General features: G+C 72.4%; 18 protein-coding genes. 7 read left to right on the forward strand and 11 right to left on the reverse strand.

The genetic code is table 11. The features are described 5' to 3' along the window. Positions 1 to 229: 229 nt before the first annotated feature. Together ACGF12_RS36005 and ACGF12_RS36010 are read right to left on the reverse strand one after the other, a co-directional pair. On the reverse strand, positions 230 to 415 hold the full coding sequence (locus ACGF12_RS36005; protein ID WP_393040004.1) for a DUF397 domain-containing protein: 186 nt from the start codon (positions 413 to 415) through the stop codon (positions 230 to 232). 2 nt (positions 416 to 417) lie between these two features. Then, the gene (locus ACGF12_RS36010) at positions 418 to 1293 is read right to left on the reverse strand and encodes a Scr1 family TA system antitoxin-like transcriptional regulator (protein WP_393040007.1); all 876 of its coding nucleotides are present in this window, start codon (positions 1291 to 1293) and stop codon (positions 418 to 420) included. 146 nt (positions 1294 to 1439) lie between these two features. Between ACGF12_RS36010 and ACGF12_RS36015 the strand changes: the two genes are divergently transcribed. Further along, entirely contained in the window at positions 1440 to 1910 is a 471-nt protein-coding gene (locus tag ACGF12_RS36015) for an ATP-binding protein (RefSeq protein WP_393040011.1), read from the forward strand. A gap of 211 nt (positions 1911 to 2121) precedes the next feature. Here the strand turns inward: ACGF12_RS36015 and ACGF12_RS36020 are convergent, their stop codons facing one another. Further along, entirely contained in the window at positions 2122 to 3042 is a 921-nt protein-coding gene (locus ACGF12_RS36020; RefSeq protein ID WP_393040014.1) for an NAD-dependent epimerase/dehydratase family protein, read from the reverse strand. Between the two features lie 169 nt (positions 3043 to 3211). Here ACGF12_RS36020 and ACGF12_RS36025 point away from each other — a divergent pair, with 169 nt between their 5' ends. Together ACGF12_RS36025 and ACGF12_RS36030 are read left to right on the forward strand one after the other, a co-directional pair. After that, on the forward strand, positions 3212 to 4462 hold the full coding sequence (locus ACGF12_RS36025) for a serine hydrolase domain-containing protein (protein ID WP_393040017.1): 1251 nt from the start codon (positions 3212 to 3214) through the stop codon (positions 4460 to 4462). 146 nt (positions 4463 to 4608) lie between these two features. Further along, positions 4609 to 5127 (forward strand): hypothetical protein, encoded by a 519-nt coding sequence (locus ACGF12_RS36030; RefSeq protein ID WP_393040020.1) that lies wholly within the window; start codon positions 4609 to 4611, stop codon positions 5125 to 5127. Between the two features lie 54 nt (positions 5128 to 5181). On the opposite strand, the gene ACGF12_RS36035 is transcribed toward ACGF12_RS36030, so the two are convergent. After that, on the reverse strand, positions 5182 to 6186 hold the full coding sequence (locus tag ACGF12_RS36035; RefSeq protein WP_393040023.1) for a hypothetical protein: 1005 nt from the start codon (positions 6184 to 6186) through the stop codon (positions 5182 to 5184). Positions 6187 to 6306: 120 nt separating this feature from the next. On the opposite strand from ACGF12_RS36035, the gene ACGF12_RS36040 reads away from it, so the two are divergent. Then, positions 6307 to 6897 carry a TetR/AcrR family transcriptional regulator gene (locus ACGF12_RS36040; RefSeq protein WP_393040026.1) on the forward strand — a complete coding sequence of 197 codons (591 nt, stop codon included), beginning with the start codon at positions 6307 to 6309 and terminating at the stop codon, positions 6895 to 6897. On the opposite strand, the gene ACGF12_RS36045 is transcribed toward ACGF12_RS36040, so the two are convergent. Continuing rightward, positions 6894 to 7526: a TetR/AcrR family transcriptional regulator C-terminal ligand-binding domain-containing protein gene (locus tag ACGF12_RS36045; RefSeq protein ID WP_393040029.1), complete on the reverse strand. Its 633-nt coding sequence runs from the start codon at positions 7524 to 7526 to the stop codon at positions 6894 to 6896. The two genes, ACGF12_RS36040 and ACGF12_RS36045, sit on opposite strands and share 4 nt — an antisense overlap. A gap of 114 nt (positions 7527 to 7640) precedes the next feature. On the opposite strand from ACGF12_RS36045, the gene ACGF12_RS36050 reads away from it, so the two are divergent. Beyond that, positions 7641 to 8384, forward strand: a complete 744-nt coding sequence (locus tag ACGF12_RS36050; protein WP_393040032.1) for an SDR family oxidoreductase — start codon at positions 7641 to 7643, stop codon at positions 8382 to 8384. An 89-nt stretch (positions 8385 to 8473) separates the two neighbouring features. On the opposite strand, the gene ACGF12_RS36055 is transcribed toward ACGF12_RS36050, so the two are convergent. The 5 genes from ACGF12_RS36055 to ACGF12_RS36075 all read right to left on the reverse strand — a co-directional run bounded on the left by ACGF12_RS36055 (position 8474) and on the right by ACGF12_RS36075 (position 14036). Then, positions 8474 to 9883 (reverse strand): SDR family NAD(P)-dependent oxidoreductase, encoded by a 1410-nt coding sequence (locus tag ACGF12_RS36055; RefSeq protein ID WP_393040035.1) that lies wholly within the window; start codon positions 9881 to 9883, stop codon positions 8474 to 8476. Positions 9884 to 9966: 83 nt separating this feature from the next. Beyond that, positions 9967 to 10359, reverse strand: a complete 393-nt coding sequence (locus tag ACGF12_RS36060) for a peptidase inhibitor family I36 protein (protein ID WP_393040038.1) — start codon at positions 10357 to 10359, stop codon at positions 9967 to 9969. A gap of 166 nt (positions 10360 to 10525) precedes the next feature. Continuing rightward, positions 10526 to 12106 carry a carbohydrate binding domain-containing protein gene (locus ACGF12_RS36065; protein WP_393040041.1) on the reverse strand — a complete coding sequence of 527 codons (1581 nt, stop codon included), beginning with the start codon at positions 12104 to 12106 and terminating at the stop codon, positions 10526 to 10528. 122 nt (positions 12107 to 12228) lie between these two features. Further along, a complete protein-coding gene (locus ACGF12_RS36070; RefSeq protein WP_393040044.1) occupies positions 12229 to 13161 on the reverse strand; it encodes an aldo/keto reductase in 933 nt (310 codons plus the stop codon). Further along, positions 13158 to 14036 carry an NAD-dependent epimerase/dehydratase family protein gene (locus tag ACGF12_RS36075; protein WP_393040047.1) on the reverse strand — a complete coding sequence of 293 codons (879 nt, stop codon included), beginning with the start codon at positions 14034 to 14036 and terminating at the stop codon, positions 13158 to 13160. The genes ACGF12_RS36070 and ACGF12_RS36075 overlap by 4 nt, the downstream gene beginning before the upstream one ends. Positions 14037 to 14170: 134 nt before the next feature. Between ACGF12_RS36075 and ACGF12_RS36080 the strand changes: the two genes are divergently transcribed. Continuing rightward, positions 14171 to 15175, forward strand: coding sequence for a LysR family transcriptional regulator (locus ACGF12_RS36080; RefSeq protein ID WP_393040050.1), 1005 nt, complete (start codon positions 14171 to 14173; stop codon positions 15173 to 15175). A 71-nt stretch (positions 15176 to 15246) separates the two neighbouring features. Here ACGF12_RS36080 and ACGF12_RS36085 read toward each other — a convergent pair whose 3' ends face one another. Beyond that, a complete protein-coding gene (locus tag ACGF12_RS36085) occupies positions 15247 to 15840 on the reverse strand; it encodes a choice-of-anchor C family protein (protein WP_393040052.1) in 594 nt (197 codons plus the stop codon). Between the two features lie 292 nt (positions 15841 to 16132). On the opposite strand from ACGF12_RS36085, the gene ACGF12_RS36090 reads away from it, so the two are divergent. Continuing rightward, positions 16133 to 16771 (forward strand): GDSL-type esterase/lipase family protein, encoded by a 639-nt coding sequence (locus ACGF12_RS36090; RefSeq protein ID WP_393040055.1) that lies wholly within the window; start codon positions 16133 to 16135, stop codon positions 16769 to 16771. Positions 16772 to 16822 lie beyond the last annotated feature (51 nt).

Here is a 16822-nt window from a genome sequence, read left to right on the forward strand (position 1 = left end):
GCGTCAACAGTTCACCACCCCCGGGCCCGCGCGTTGTACGAGCGGTTGGGCTACATGGCCTACGACCGCAAGCCCGATGCGTGGGACGAGGAAGGGCCCTGCGGGGAGATCCGTCGTTACGAGACGATGTGCTTCCTCATGCGGCGGGAGCTGGAGGGCGCGCGAGGTCGATGACGGTGTGTCAACGGCCCGCCGCGTGGAAGGGGGTGGGCCGTTGAGGGGAGGCCGTTCAGACCTCGGCGGTCGCGGCGAACACCACGAACGCCTTCCACGCGGCCGGCTCGAAGGCCAGCTGCGGGCCGCTCTTGTCCTTGGAGTCACGCACGTGGACGACACCGGGGGTGTCGGCGACCTCGACGCAGTTGGCGTCCTCGTTGGTGCTGTAGCTGCTCTTGAACCATGCAAGCTCGGCCATGCCTACCGCTCTCCCAGAATCGCTTCGATCAGGGCCAGGGACTCCTTCAGCCCCAAGGCCTGGGCTCGGATACTGCTGTACCGTGCGGCCATATTACGGACTTCCGCCGGATCCGTGATCAATCGATTCACGTGCTGCGCCGCCGCGTAGCCGATCTGCGGCCTGCCGCCGGGCGGAGTGAGAAGCGCGAACGATCCGCCCATTCCGGCGTGGTTCATCCGGTCGAGCGGCATGACCTGGAGCTCGGGGCCTCGCATCTGTCCGATCTTGAGAAGGTGCTGGAGCTGCTCCTTGTGGACGTCCCATCCGCCCAGGGGGCGTCGGAGGACGCTCTCGTCGATCACCCATGTGATTACCGGCAGGGGCCAGCGCGCCAGGATTTCCTTTCGGGCCAGCCGCACCGCCACCCACTCGTCGATCTTCTCGGGCGAGAGCAGCGGTCGACGCATCTCGTACAAAGCGCGGATGTACGCCTCGGTCTGGAGTAGCCCCGGGATCACCATCGTGCTGTAGTCGTGGATCTCGATGGCCCGGTTCTCCTCGACCGTGAAGGCCTTGGAGAAGGCCGGGTGCCGCTCGCTGACCCGGATCTTCGCCTTCATCACGTCGTCCGCGACGACCTTCAACGCGCCACGCGCGTCGAGAAGTTCATCCACCACCGACAGGTACTCGACTCTCGGGGTCCGGACACCTCGCTCGATCGCTCCGACCAGGTCCTCGCTGTAGCCGGTCATCTTGGCCAGCTGCTTCTGCGTGATACCGGCTCGCTCGCGGAAGAGCTTGATCAGCTTCCCGACCGCGCTGTAGAACTCCGCGACCCCGTCCGAGTTCTCCGCCGTCTCACCGTCATCGAACACCGTGCGCTCGACGCCACCCATGGGTACCACCCGCCCCTTGCTCACACGTGCTTGCGATCGATTGATCTGGGCCAGCTGACAAGCCGACCCTCCGCATCCGCACAAGCACGCTCCGTGCCCGTCAGATCCGTGGTCAGCGTACGTCCGCACCGCCACGCTTTTCTCCCATGACGACCGAAATCCCCCTCGACAGGCCCCGCAGCCACACCGCCACCCTCACCGCCACGCCCAAGGGCGCCGCCATCTGCCGCCGCATCGCCCGACGTCAACTCACCGCCTGGGGAATCAACTTCAGCCACACCGAGCCGTTCTACTCCGCGCTCCTCATCGTCGCCGAGCTGGCCGCGAACGCGATCTCGCACGGACGCGTTCCGGGGCGCGGCTTCGAGCTGCACCTCGCCCTCACCACCACCGTGCGCCGGGGCACCACCCTCCGCATCGAGATCAGCGACCCCAGGGGTGACAAGCTCCCCGCCCTCCCCACCGTCCACCTCCCCAACGCCCAGTCCGGCCGGGGCCTCACCCTCATCGACGCCCTCGCCGACCGCTGGGGCACCATCCCCCGCCACCCCAACTCCAAGACCGTCTGGGCCGAACTCGACCTCCCCACCGCGACCACCGCCCCCGATGCCCCCTGAACCCCGCCATAGTCCGGGCAGCGCGACCCTCTGCACCCTCCTCCCCTTCGCCCTGCTCCTCGCGTTGCTCGCCTGGGCCTACCCCCTCATCACCGGCCACCACTACAACCACCGCACCCCGCAGCCCACTTCAAGCCCCACTGCAACCCCGTGGAACAAGAGGAGCGGGAAGTCGGTCCCGCCGACTTCCCGCTCCTCAGCCTCGCTAGCCCTACTGCCCGGAGCAGGCAGTCGGCTCAGTCGATCGGTTCCTGGAAACCGGCTTCCAGCGGGCGTCCGGCCCTGCCTCGGCCAGCAGCGCCGTCACCCCGTGACGGGCGCGGTAGCCGAGCACCGCACCCGCTCGCGCCGACACGTACACCCGGTCGATCGACGTCGGCAACGTCCATCCGTACCGGCCGAAGCCGGCCGCCACCTCGGGGGCCCGCTGTGTGATGAGCGCGGCGGGACCGTGCCGCAGTTGCCGCAGGTCCTCCTTCCGCCACCACGGGTACGGGCCGGCGATGTTCAGTACTCCGCCCGCCTCCCGGGTGCCCTGGACAGCGAGCAGGTGGGCCTCTGCGACATCGGAGATGTCCACACCCCGGTAGAGCCGGTGCCTGGCCTGGACCGCCGGCGGTTCGGGGAAGCAGCGGGCGATGCGCAGGCACACCGTGCCCAACGCGCCCGCCGCGCCGAGCACCAGACGTTCGGCCGCGAGTTTCGTCTCGTCATAGATGTCGCGCGGACGACAGGTGACGTCCTCGGTGATCCAGACCGCCGCGTCCGTCGGCTCCAGCGCATACCCGTACATCGAGGTCGAGCTCGTGTAGACGAAACGGCGCACTCCTGCGGCGATGGACGCGTCCAGTAGGTCCCGGGTCGCCAGGACGTTGATCTCGTGGAACTCGTCGTCCGGGTGCACGCCGACGTGCGGCGCGTGCAGAGCCGCCGTGTGGACGACCGCCCCTGCCCCGGGCAGCACATGGCGCCACGCCCCGGGATCGCGCAGGTCCGCCACCACGGACGTGTCGGGGGAGGGCAGGCGATCGACGCCGACGACCGGGCGGCCCGCGGCTCTCAGTCGGCGCACGATCGCCGAGCCGACCAACCCGGCGCTGCCGGTCACTACGACATGTCTCGGTTGCTGCATCGTGAACCCTCCCAAGGTGAACTGAGACGGCATGACCTGCCCTCTTGAGGCTAGGAGTTCCGGGTCATCCCTGACAGAAAATCAGGGGATCATCAGGGCCCGACCCCGATGATCTTGGCGCCCGGGTTCGGGAGACTCTTCGTGCTGGCCGGGAAACGAACCGGCCCGGATGACGATCAGTCTGGAGATGGACCGCACCGTGAACGCCTACACGCACCGCACCCGTTGGGCCGTTGTCGCCGCCGCCGGCGCCCTGGCGGCCGCGCTGACGGTCGGGGCGGGCGCGCCCGCCCTCGCCGCGACGCCCGCCACCCCGTCGGCCGGTGCGTCCGCTTCGGCGAGTGCGTCCGCGCTGCCGCCGCTCGACCCGGCCGCTGTCCGGGCAGCCCTCGCCAAGCGGCCCGCCGCCGACGTCTCCGCCGCCTTCGTGCGCGTCACCGGTTCCTCCGGGCGCTTCGAGGGCACCTCGGCGGAGGACGGCACGGACGTGGACCCGCAGGGCAGGTTCCGGGTCGGGTCGATCTCGAAGGTCTTCACCGCCACCGTCGTCCTCCAGCTCGCCGCCGAGGGCCGGATCGACCTGGACGCCACCGTCCAGCAGTACCTCCCGGACTTCCCCTACGCCTCGGTCAAGGTCGGCCAGCTGCTGAACCACACCAGTGGACTGCCCGGCGGCTCCAACGCGCCCTGGGGCGACGGCACCACCACCTGGTTCGAGGCTCACCGCTTCGACTCGTTCACCCCCGAGCAGGTCCTCGCCACGATGGCCGGCCAGCCGTTGGGCTTCCAGCCCGGCGCCGCCCAGCAGTACAACGGCATGAACACCTTCGTCGCCGGGCTGATCGTCGAGAAGGTCACCGGCAACAGCTACGCCGACGAGCTGCGCGAGCGGATCATCCGCCCGCTCGGCCTGCACGACACCTCCCTCCCGGACGCCGACGACCCGGAGCTGCGGCACCCCGCCACCCACCCGTACCTGACCGTCCCCGACGCGGACGGCGGCTCGCACCGCGTGGACGTGACCGAGCAGAGCCCCTGGCCCTGGGCCGAGGGCGGCATGATTTCCAGCGCCCCCGACCTGGACCGCTTCATGACCGCTCTGTTCCGGGGCCGCCTCCTCCCGTCGGCCGAGCAGGAGAAGCTGTTCACCGTCCCCGACGTGCTCGTCGCCGATCACAGCAGCCACTGCCCGGGCGGCAAGGCGTGCATGAGCATGGGGCTCGAGCGCCTTGAGGCCAACGGGGTCGTGGCCTGGGGCAAGACCGGTTCCCGCCCCGGCTACACCAGCGGCGTCTTCGCCACCCGCGATCTCGCCCGCAAGGTCGTGTACTCGGTCGACCCGACCGCCCTGAACGGCGCCGAGACCCCGTACGCCCTCGGGCTCCTGGTCACCGCCTTCGGCCTGGGCGCCAAGTCCTGACGGGGTGGCAGCTCTGCGGGCTCGCCGGAGCGAGGCGGGCCCGCACGCCTCCACCTGTGTGACGAGCGGCAGTTAGCTCGCGCGGGGGAGGGGGTCGGTCCCCGCGGTGGAGGCGGGGCCGGGGCGGTGTCCGCGAGGGTGGACCCATGCTGAAGAACATTCCGGTCGGTGACACCGAACGCCCTGTCCCCCGTTGGGCCCTGCGCCTCGCCAAGGCCCTCCCGTTCGTCGTCCTGCCGCACTGCCTGTGGCGGCTGCCGTTCGCGTTCGACTTCCGGATGGGCACCGTCGACCCGAACGCCGGGCCGTACGTCTGGTGGTTCACCCCGTACGTGTTCGCCCTGAGCCTGATCACCGAGGCGCTGGCGCTGCTCACCCTGGGGATGGTCAGCGGCTGGGGCGAGGTGTTCCCGCGCTGGGTGCCGTTCCTGCGGGGGCGCCGGGTGCCGCCGCTCGGGCCGCTCGTCGCGACGGTGCTGGGCGGGCTGGTGCTGTTCGGTCTGTTCGGGCTCCAGCCGCTCGCCTGGCTCGGCGTGCTGGACGAGGTCGGGTTCAGCAACGGGTGGTGGGAGGCCCTGGCCCGGGTCTGTATCGGCCCCGCGATGCTCTGGGGCCCGATCACCATCGCCCTCGGCATCGCGTACTACCGTCGCCGCACCGCTTGAACCCGGTGGGCGCAGGAAGTCGGACCGGCCGACTTCCTGCGCCCACCGGGGGCGTCAGTGCGTCCGGTAGTAGTCGCCGACCGCCGTGAAGGCGTCCTTCCGCTCCCAGGGGAGGCCGGGGCGGTCCTCGTGGACCTTGACCACGCCGTAGCTGGCCAGGTCGAGATCCTCGCGCGGGTCGCCGTCCGGGCGGTGGACGAAGTCGTACAACGCGAACGTGAACACGAAGGCGGCGTCGATCCCGCCGGCGTCGAAGGCCTCCAGCAACTCGCGGACGTACGCGGCCTGGCCGGGCTCGTCGCGCTCGTAGGCGGCGTCGAGGCGCACCGGGCCGTCGGGGCCGTACTCGACGATCTCCAGGCCGAGCGCGCCCCGGTCGCCCGCACCGCGGTAGGTGGCGGAGCCGAACTCGGTGATGGCGACGGGCTTGTCCTGCGCCGTCAGGTCGCGGACGCCGTCGGCGAAGTGGTCGGCGGTCTCGGCGGAGCGGTAGAGGTCGAGGGAGACGACGTCGAAGGGCGTCCAGTCGACACGTTCCAGCGGGACGGCGGCGTAGGTGACCGGGCCCTCGAAGTGCTCGCGGACTGCGGCCACGGCCGTGCGGAGGAAGGCGTTGACCTTGCCGCTGACCGCGCCGAGGTGCTCCCGTACCGCCTCCGGCCGGGCGAGCAGCGCGATCCGCTCGTCCGTGGTGTCGCCGGGCAGGAAGCCCGGGTTCATCAGGCTGAGCTCGGCGCCGGCCACGAACACCACCTCGGCTCCGCGCTGCCGCAGCCGTTCCGCCCGCCCGGCGCAGTCGGCGAACAGCCGCAGCATCTCCGCACCGGTCAGCTCCAGTGGGTACGGGGAGAACCAGACCTCCAGGCCGAGGTCGGCCGCGTACCCGGCGGCGAGCTCGATCCGGTCCGCGTCCCCGCCCATGATCCGGACGGCGGTGCAGTGCAGTTCGTCGCGGATGATCCGCAGCTCCCGCTCGACCGTCTCCGGGTCTAACTGCTTGCGTGAGTACGCACCGTCCCTGAGGAAGCCGGTGTCGTAGCTGATTCCTTTGGCGCGCATGGTCTCCTGCCTTCGTGGCGAATCGAAAATTTACGGTACGCCGAGTACCGTAGTTGCCGTTGGTTCGGGATGGCAAGAAGGATGGGGCGGTACGGGCGACAGTGAGGGCGGAGCGTGGGCATGGCCGGGCAGACGCGGCGGCGCGGTGCGGCGCTGGAGGAGGCGATCCTCCAGGCGGCGGTCGCGGAGCTCGCCGCGTCCGGGTTCGCCGGGCTGACCATGGACAAGGTCGCCGCCCGCGCGGGCACCAACAAGAACGCCATCTACCGCCGTTGGCCGAACCGCATCTCCCTCGGCATCGCCGCCTACAAGCAGCTCGCCAAGGCCGCTCCGCTCCCCGACACGGGTGAACTGCGCGGCGACGTCCTGGAGTTGCTGCGTCAGGCGAACCGGCACTGGAGCTCGCCGCTCGGCGGGGTGCTGCGTGACCTGCTGGCCGCGGCGGGCGGCGCGGCGGAGGTCCTGGCGCAGTTGCAGGACCAGTCCGGCGACGCGGCGGCCGCGCCCTGGCTCACCGTGCTGGGCCGCGCCGTCGCCCGCGGCGAGGCGGCGCCCGAGGCGCTGCACCCGAGGGTGGCGACGGTGGCGATCGTGCTGCTGCGCAACGAGTTCGTCGTGCGCGGTGTGCCGACCGCGCCCGACGACGTCCTGGTGGAGATCGTGGACGAGGTGTACCTGCCGCTGGTGCGGCGGCGGGGCGAGCCCGGTTAGTCCTTCCCGGTTCCCGGTCGGTCGTTCCCCGTGATGAGGGTGTCGGTCAGCCGCTCGGCGACGGCGTCGTCCAACGGGCCGTGTCCGAGCAGGAAGCGGTACCAGAACACCCCGTAGACCTGGTCCACGATCAGGTCCAGGTCGGCGTCCCCGGCCAGTTCGCCGCGCTCGCGCCCCCGGGAGAGGAGCTCGCGCAGCTCGGTCCGACGGGTGGCGGTGAAGCTCTGCATCAGCTCGGCCAGGTGCGGGTCGCGGGCGGCCTCGCGGGTGAGGGTGCGCAGCGCGGAGGCGGTGGTGCCGCGCTGGGCGGCGCCGAAGGTGTCGGCGATGAAGGCGCGCAGGTCGGTGCGCAGGGCGCCGGTGTCCGGGCCGGGGACGTCCTGGTCGGCGCGGTCGGTGAGGGCGTCGAGCAGGACGGCGCCCTTGGAGGGCCACCAGCGGTAGACGGTCTGCTTGCCGACGCCCGCCGTACGGGCGATCGCGTCGACGGTGACGGGCGTGCCGTCGGACTCGGCGAGCAGGAGCAGCGCGGCGTCCAGGATCGCGCGGTGGGCGGCCTCGTTGCGGCGGCGGCCGGTGTGCGCTCGCGCGGACGGGTTCTGCTCGGCTCGGGGGTTGGTCCCGCTCATGGTGGTGTCCCTTTCTTCCCGCCTCGCTTGACAAGACTATCAGTCTCGGCAAACATCATTGTCGGAACCAGCGGTCTCGACAAGAACTCGACCAAGCCGGAAGGGCCCAGCACCATGAGCACTGCATCGAACCTCTTCGCCGGACAGCGCGTCGTCGTGATGGGTGGCAGCTCCGGCATCGGCGAGGCGGCCGCCACCGCCTTCGCGGCGGACGGCGCCGAGGTCGTGATCACCGGGCGCGACCGCGGGAAGCTGGACGCCGCCGTCACCCGGATCGGCGGCAAGACCACCGGTCAGCAGGTGGACGCGACCGACCGGGCCGCCATCGCGGCCTTCTTCGCCGAACTCGGCACCGTCGACCACCTGGTGGTCGCGGTCAGCGGTGCGGCCGGCAGCGGGCCGTTCGCCCAGCTCGACCTGGCCGACCTCGCCACCGGCTTCAACGCCAAGTTCTGGCCGCAGGTCCGGGTCCTGCAGTCGGCGCTGCCGCACCTGCGTGGGGACGGCTCGGTCACCCTGATCACCGCCGCCTCCGCCCGTGCCGCCATCCCCGGCACCGCCGGTCTGGCCGCCATCAACGGCGCCCTGGAGGCGATGGTCCCGCCGCTGGCCGTCGAACTCGCCCCGCTGCGGGTCAACGCCGTCTCGCCCGGCGTCGTCGACACCCCGTGGTGGGACCGCGTCCCCGCCGAGCAGCGCACCGCGCTCTTCGACGGCCTCGCCGCCACCACCCCGGTCGGCCGGGTCGGCCGCCCCGAGGACGTCGCCCGGGCGATCCACATGCTGGCGGCGAACACCTTCGTCACCGGCATCGTCCTCGACTGCACCGGTGGGGCCAACCTGCCCACCGGCCGCTGAGCACGCCTGAGCACACCGAACGGCCCGGCCCGGGGGTCGCTCCCGGGCCGGGCCGTTGTCACCGGACGGCTGCTACGACACCTGAGCCGTCACCACTCCGCCACCCGGTAGTCCTTCAGGAACACCCCCGACGCCGGGTGCCCCGCCTCGCCGCGCACGATCGGGTCGTACACCCGGGCCGCGCCGTCCACGATGTCCAGCGGGGTGCGGAAGCCCTGGGCGGCGATCCGGGTCTTCTTCGGGGCCGGGTTCTCGTCGGTGATCCAGCCGGTGTCGACGGCGCACATGTGCACGCCCCGGGTGGCGAGTTCGGCCGCGCTGGTTCGGGTGAGCATGTTGAGCGCGGCCTTGGCCATGTTGGTGTGCGGGTGGCGCGCGGTCTTGTTGCGGACCGCGAACCGGCCCTCCACCGCCGTGACGTTGACGATGTAGCGGGCGGGGCGCGGGGAGGCGAGCAGCAGTGGCAGCAGCCGGTCGCAGAGCAGGGCCGGGGCCAGGGCGTTGACCAGCTGGGTCTCCAGTATCTCCGCCGGGTCGAGCGAACCGAGCGTGGCGGACCAGGAGTTGGTGGGTGCGAGGTCGGGCAGCAGTCCGGCCTCGTCGGTGAAGTCCAGCAAGGACCCGGCGCCCGAGGGAAGTTGGGCGGCGGCGCCGGAGAGCGGCCGGAAGCCGGGGGCGTGGGTGATCGCCCGGCGGTCGGCCGCGGGCAGCGCGGTGGACTCGCCCGCCGTCAGCAGGGCGTAGGACTGCGGCGGACGGCGCAGGGTCTGCGCGGCGTTGTTGACCAGGATGTCCAGCGGGCGGCCGTCCGCCCGCAACTCCTCGGTCAGTCCCAGGACCTGGCGAGGGTCGCGGAGGTCGATGCCGACCACGGTCAGCCGCTCCCACCACTGCTCGCTGCCCTCGGCGGCGCGGAAGCGGCGCACGGTGTCCTGCGGGAAGCGGCTGGTGGTGATCAGCTCGGCGCCGTCCCGCAGCAGCATCAGCGCGAGCTGGAAGCCGATCTTCACCCGCCCGCCGGTGAGCAGCGCGCGGCGCCCGCGCAGGTCGGTGCCGAGGGCCCGGCGGGCGGTGTTGTCGGCCGCGCAGTCCGGGCAGAGCATGTGGTAGAAGCCGTCGACCTGGCGGTAGGTCTGTTTGCAGACATAGCACTTGCGCGGGATCTGCAGCTCGCCGACCTGCCCTCCCGTGGCCGGGGCGAGCGGCGCGTCCTCGCGGCGGCGCCGGCCGCCGGTGGCGGTGGTGGCGAGCAGCTCGGCGTCGGCCTGCCGGACGGCCTGCTTCGCCTCCTGGCGGCGGCGCTTGCGGCTCTCCATCACGAAGGAGCTGAGCTGCCGCTCGGCGTGCAGTCGGGTGCGGTCCTGCGGTGGGAGTGCGCGCAGCCGGCCGAGGGTGTGGCTGAACGCGGCGAGTTCCTCGGGGGTGAGGCCCGCCGCGCAGGCGGCGTCGCCGGTCGGAAAGATCGTGTCGAGCTGGTCGTGGTCGTCCCGGACCGTCATGTCCGCCCCCTTTGTCGTACAAGTGGGACGGACTGTAATCGACGGTCCGGGACGATGAGATGTCAATTTCCGCCGGTTCGGCCTCAGCCGCAGTCGGGCGTGAGCGAGCCCACCCGGCGACCGTCGAGCTCGTGGTCGCCGAAGCCGGAGACCTCCTGCTCACTGCCGGCGAAGTGGGGCTGGTCGTTCAGCCGGACGATGCAGCCGAAGCTGTCCGGAATCGGGTTGCGGACGGAGCGGGGGAGGACCGACGGCTCGATGGCATCCAGCTCGCGCAGTTGGAACGATCCCTTCGTCACGTGCGCGTCCTCGGCGAGCAGTACCCGTCCGGTCTGATGCGGGCCCTCGAACAGGCAGAAGTACCCCCGCGGGCAATCCGCGGCGGCAGGTGCGGCATCCGCGGCGGGCGCGGTGGCGGCGCCGAACCCGAGGGCGGCGGCGGAGGCGAGGGTGGCGCGGAACAGGCGACGACGCACGGAAACCCCGATCACATCAGACGATTACCGACCGTACGGCCGACATCACCGCATGCTAGATCGTTCCCGGGCGAACGGACTCCGCCGTTGACGGATTCCAGACACCCACCCGCAGACGCCGAGGTGCCGGCGGCCCCCCGAACCACCGGCACCTCGGACACCGGGATCAGCCCGCGTACTGGCTGAAGATCTTCGCGAACTCGTACGGCTGCTGCGGGATGTTGGTGCACTTCGACAGTGAGCCGCCGGTGCAGGCGTTGGCGTCCCGGGTGGCGTCCCAGAAGGCCAGCAGGCCGAGGTGGTTCTGCTTGGCGAACGTCACCAACTGCTGGGCGGCGGCCTGGTTGTAGATCTGGTGGTCGTCGTTCTCGCCGATCATCGGGGTGACCCCGACCATGGCCCACAGCTGGGCGTCGGTCTTCGCCGGGTAGAGCGCCTTGAGCTGGCCGAAGAGCGACTGCGCGGCCTGGACGGCGGCGTTGCCGTAGTCGGCGCCGGAGCGGTAGTAGTCCATCGCCATGATGTTGACCAGGTCGAGGTCGACCCCGGCGTCGCGGGCGGACTTGACGATCGCGACGCCCTCGCTGGTCAGGCCCTCGGGCAGGACGGGCAGGGTGAGCGAGACCTTGAGGCCGGGGTGGGCCTGCTGGAGCTTGGCGAGCGCGGCGGAGCGGCGGTCGTTGGAGGCGGTGTCGGCGATCGCCGCGCCCTCGATGTCGTAGTCGACGTAGCGCAGGTTGTAGGCGTTGACGACCGCGTCGTACTCGGCGAACAGCGAGTCCACCGAGCCGCAGGCGGCGGCGAGTTCGGTGCCGCTGGCGCCGCCGAACGAGAGCTTGACGTCGCCGCCGGCCGCGCGCAGCGCGTCGACCTGGTCCTTGGCCCAACCGGTGCGCGGGTCGTAGGCGTTGAACCAGCTGGCCTTGCAGCCGGCGCCGGTGACGAAGCCCATGGTGTAGCCCTTGACGCCGCCGGCCTTGGCCATGTCGGGCATGGCCGGGGTGGGCCAGGCGCCCATGTCGATGTACGGGGCGACCGGCAGCGGGACGTTCGGCGGCGGGGTGCCAGGGCCGCCGGTGGGGGTGCCCGTGGGGGTGCCGGTGGGCGTGCCGGTGGTCGGCGGGGTGCTGGGATTGCCGCCGCCGGGGCCGGTGAGGGTGATGTCGTCGGCCAGGTAGGCGCCCTGCCCGTACCAGCCGTGCAGGTGGACGGTGACGCTGGTGGTGCTCGGGCCGGTGGTGAAACTGGTCGACAGCTGCTGCCAGTTGGGGCCGCCGACGGTCCAGGTGGCCGGGTCGGTGACGCCGCTGCCGGTCACGCCGAGGTAGACGTACTGGCCCTGCACCCAGGCGCTGAGGTTGTACGTGGTGTCGGGCTGGACGCTCACGGTCTGGGAGCACTGCGCGGTGTCGCTCGCGCTCGCCGCCCCCTTGAGCGCGTAGTTCCCGCTGTGCGCACCGGAGTTGACGACGCTGCCGGTCCCGCCGGAACAGCTCCACGGGTCGAGCGCGCCGCTCTCGAACCCGGCGTTGGCGAGCAGGTTGCCGTCGGCGGCGCCGGCGTTCCCGGCGAGGGCGGCCAGGCCGCTGGCCGCGAGCACGGTCGCGGCGGCGAGGCTCAGCAGTTTGGTCCGGCCGGTCGGCGGTGGGTGGGGGCGTGCTGGAGCGCGCTGGGCATGGGGGTGCCTCTCGGGACGGTGGGCCGCCCGCGCCGCGAAGGTGGTCGGACGCGGGGCGGGCGGCAGCATGGGGGCTGGCGCGGTACGGGGGAGGAGCGCGGTGCTGAGGTTCAAACTGGACTAGACCAGCTGTGCACGTCAAGCACTTCCCGACGTTCGAAAGCCCACCGAGGGCAGGTTTTAGGGTGGGTTTAAGGACGGTGCGACAGTTGCGCCAGCTCCCGTGCCGAGAGGGTGAGTTGCCCCGCCGCGGCCGAGTCGCGGATGGCGGCCGGGCGGCGTGCGCCCGGGATCGGGATGACGGCGGGGGACTGTGCCAGGTGCCAGGCGAGGCAGACCCGCTGCGGGCTGACACCGTGGGCGCGGGCGAGGGTGTGGAAGGGCGTGTCCGAGGCCGGGGCGCCGGTGCCCGGGTCGTCGACGGCGCTGGGCGAGATCCCGCCGAGCGGGCTCCAGGGCAGGAAGGCCAGGCCGAGTTCGGTGCACAGGTCGAGGGTGTCGCGGGTGGCGGGGTGGGCGGGGGAGAAACGGTTCTGCACCGAGACCAGGCGCGGGCCGAGGATCTCCCGGGCGGTGCGGATCTGCTCGCAGTCCACGTTGGAGAGGCCGACCATCCGGATGGTGCCGGCGTCCGCGAGGTCGCGCAGCGCACCGACGGAGTCGGTGAAGGGGACGGCCGGGTCGGGCTTGTGGAGCTGGTAGAGGCCGATGGCCGCCACGCCGAGCCGCTGTGCCGAGGCCTCGGCGGCGCGGCGCAGGTGGCGGGGGTCGCCGTTGACGGTCCACGTGCCGTCGCCGGGGCGGCCCCGGCCGCCCTTGGTGGCGACCAGCACCTCGTCCGTGCCGCTGCCGTGGGCGGCGAGCGCGCGGGCGATGAGGCGTTCGTTGTGGCCGAGTTCACCGGCGTGCCAGTGGTAGCTGTCGGCGGTGTCGATCAGCGTCACGCCCGCTTCGAGGGCGGCGTGGATCGTGCGGACGGCCTGGTCCTGGTCGGGGCGGCCCTCGACGGACAGCGGCATCGCGCCGAGGCCGACCGCGCTCACCGTGACGCCGCCGATGGCGCGGGTGGCGTCGACGGCGCGGGTGGTCTGGGTGGCGACGGGCAGTGCGGGAGCGGGCGTCATCGCCGGGCCTCCTTGACGGCCTGGGGGAGCCAGTCGGTGATCGGGGAGAAGCGGAAGCCGAGGCGGGCCGCCCGGCCGGTGTCCATCGCGTAGCAGCGGTCGAAGGAGAACGGTGAGAGCGGCTCACCGGCCCCTTCCGTCAGCACTGGCGCGGTGCCCAGCTCGCGGCCGATCGCCGCGCACAACTCGCGTACGTCCAGCGTTCCGTGGGAGGCGGCGTTGACGGCCCCGGTGAAGTCGGCCGTCGCGGCCCAGCCCAGGAACCGGGCGATCTCCGTCTCGTGGATGAAGGAAGCGCTCTGCGGCGCGGGGTGGACGGCCACCGGCAGGCCGCGCTCGATCCGCTCCACGTGGTGCGCCAGCCGTCCGGTGAAGTCGGCGCCGCCGAGGACGTGCGCGGTGCGCACGGTGGCGACGTCGAAGGGCGCCCGCCGGGTGAGCAGGGCCTCCGCCTGACGCTTGCCCTCGCCGTAGTGGGCCTCCTGGAACGCCGGGTCCGTCCAGGGGAGTCGCAGGTCCACCGGCTGGGCCGACAGGTCGACCGTCTCCTCCGCGAGGGGTGGCCCGCTGGGGCGGCCGAGGTGGGCGTACACCTCGACCGTGGAGGTCAGCAGGTAGCGAGGGGTGCGGTCGGCGAAGACCCGGGCGGCGACGGCCGCTTGGACGGGCGTGTAGCAGACCTGGTCGACGACGGTGTCGAAGCGCCGGTCGGCGAGGGCCGCGTGCAGCGCGCTCTCGTCGTCGCGGTCGGCGCGTAGGTGGGTCACGCCCCGGGGTGCGGGGGTCGAGCCGCGGTTGACGACGGTCACCGTCGCGCCCGCGTCCCGCAGGTCCTCGATCAGCCGTCTTCCGAAGTAGCGGCTGCCTCCGATCACGCACACGTCCACTGCTCGCGATCCCTCCCCGGTCCGTTCGCTGTCCGTTCGCTGTCCGTTCTCGGTGATCAGCCTGCCCGGCCCGGCTCGACAGCAGTAGTGTCGATGTAGATGCCCCATCATTAGGAGAACTGTTGATCGACGTTCAGCGGCTCGCGGTCCTGCGGGAAGTCGCCCGCTGCGGCAGCTTCAACCGGGCGGCCGTGGCGCTGCACTGCACACCCTCGGCGGTCTCGCAGCAGATCGCCGCACTGGAGCGCGGCCTCGGCGCGCCCGCGGTCGAGCGCTCCACGCGCGGCGTCACGCTCACCGACGCGGGGCGGCTGCTGGTGGAGGCGGCCGACGCGATCGCCGCCGAACTGGCCGACACCCAGCAGCGGATCGAGAAGCTGACCGCCGTGCGCACCGCCCTGACCGTCGCCGCCTTCGCCAGCGGCGGCCGACGGCTGCTGCCCTCGGCCCTGGCCGGATTCGTCGCCGACCACCCGGAGGTGGAGCTGACGATCCTGGAGGCGGAACCGGAGGAGAGCCTGCCCGCCGTCCGCGAGGGCCGGGCCGACCTCGCCCTCGCCTACCACCTCGACGGCCCGCCGCCCGCCCGGCCCGGCGACCGCTCCGGCCTGGACTGGACCGCGCTGGGCGAGGACCCGCTGCGGGTCGTCCTGCCGCGCCGCCACCCGGCCGCGGCCCGCTACCGGGCCCGGCCCGAGCCCCCGCACCTGGCCGAACTCGCGGACCAGCGCTGGATCCTGGGCTGCCACAAGTCCGCCGGCCAGCTCGCCCGCCACGCTGCCCTGGCCGGCGTCGAGCTGCGGATCTCCTGCACCGCGACGGACTACGACTTCGCCCAGTCGCTCGTCCGGGCCGGCATCGGGATCGCACTGATCCCCGAGATCGGCCTGACCCGGCACCCGGACCTGGTCGCCCTCCCGCTCGCCGAGCCCGGCCCCCGGCGCCACCTGGGCCTGGCCCTGGCCCGCCGTCGGCGCGGCCACGCCGCCCGCCTGGCCGAGGAGTTGGCGTCCCGGCTGGTCGCGGCGGCTCAGGCGCCGATCGGCGGGGTGTCGCCCGGCGAGCTGCCGCCCGCGGAGCAGCGGTACGCCGTGGGGCAGGGCGCCTTCGGCCGACCGTCCGGGTGAGGCCGTCACGCGCCTGCGCGGCATGCGGGCGCCGGACGACCCCACCCGGCCGGGACATCAGCGGTTCAGGGTCAGCAGCAGGGCTTGCACTCCTTCACCTGCACGTTGTCCAGCACCGGCCCGTACGCGCCCCCGACGGTGCTCTCGAAGGTCAGGGTGGTGGCGGAGTTCTGCGCGACGAAGCTGAACTGCCTTCCCACGTAGCCCATCGCGGTCGCGGTCTTCCCGGTGACGTCGAAGGAGAAGTCCTGGAAGTCCTGTCCGTCGATGAGCGCCTTGCCGGTGCGCAGGGGGACTCCGCCGGCGGGGTTGCCGGCCAGGGCGTAGGTCACCGAGTAGGTGGTGCCGGGGACGGTGGTGAAGGTCTGGGCGATGGTGCCGGAGTCGGCGCCGTTGAGGTCGATGGACTGGTCGCCCTCGGCGGCCTGCCACATGCCCGCGCCGATCAGGTCGACGCTGCCGTTGGTGATCCGCCACGGGCCGATGGTCTGGCCGGCGACCAGTTCGGTGAAGCCGCCCGCCGGGGCCTTGGGGGACTCGAAGCTGCCGTCGTCGAAGTGGCTGAGCGCGCGGTGCCCGCCGGCGGCCTGGGCCGGGACGGCCAGCGCGGTGCCGGCGGCGACGAACAGGGCGAGGGCGGCGACGCGGGTGCGCGAGAGCGACATTTCTACCCCAACTTCCGTGGTGACGGGCCGAGATGATCGGCTGTGCACAGAGCGTCGACCGTCCCGGAGCGCCCTGCCAAGACCGGACGGGCGGCGCCCGGTGGTGCGGGGCGCGTGGGGGCGGGCTCCTACGCGCCGGTTTGCCGGATGGTCGGCCGCCGCGGGCTCGGCGGACCGTCCGGGGGCGAAGGTTCCTCCCGTCCGGTCGAACCGCCGGGGCCGACCGCCCGGTCCCGGGGCCCGGTGGTGAAAGCGGAGGCGCGCGCCCCGCTCACATCCCTACGGTGGCCTGATGACCATACGAACGCCAGGTGATCCCTTCGACGGCCCGCGGATCTGCTTCCTCGGCGACTCCTTCGTCCAGGGCCTCGGCGACCCGGAGTTCCGCGGCTGGGTCGGCCGGGTGCTCCAGACCGCCGCGCCGCACGCCACCGCCTTCAACCTCGGCGTCCGCCGTCAGACCTCGGCGCAGGTGCGGCAGCGCTGCTGGGCCGAGGTCGAGGTCCGAACCCTGCCCGGGGCCGACCACCGGCTGGTGCTCTCCTTCGGCGCCAACGACGCGGTGACGGAAGGAGGGGCGCCCCGGGTCGCGCATCCGGACACCCTGGCCAACCTCGCCGCCCTGCTCGACGGCGCCCGCGAGCGCGGCATCGCCGCCCTGGTGGTCGGCCCGCCCCCGGTGGTCGGTCAGGGCCCGGACCACCTGGCGCGGCTGCTGCGGCTCGTCCCCGCGATGGCCGAACTCTGCGCCTCCTCCGGCGTCCCGTTCGTCGACGTCACCGGGGCACTGGCCGAGGACCCGACCTGGACGGCCGAGGCCGGGGCGGCGGACGGCGCCCACCCGGGCGCGGGCGGCTACGCGCGGCTCGCGGAGCTGGTGCTCGACGGCGGGTTCGGGGACTGGATCAAGCCAACTCCGCGTCGGACTTGACCTTGAGTGCACTCGAAGGTGAAAGCTGGAGGGGTGGTGAACTGTTGACGT

The organism is Kitasatospora sp. NPDC048296, assembly GCF_043201815.1.
In the GTDB taxonomy this organism is placed as follows: Bacteria; Actinomycetota; Actinomycetes; order Streptomycetales; family Streptomycetaceae; genus Kitasatospora.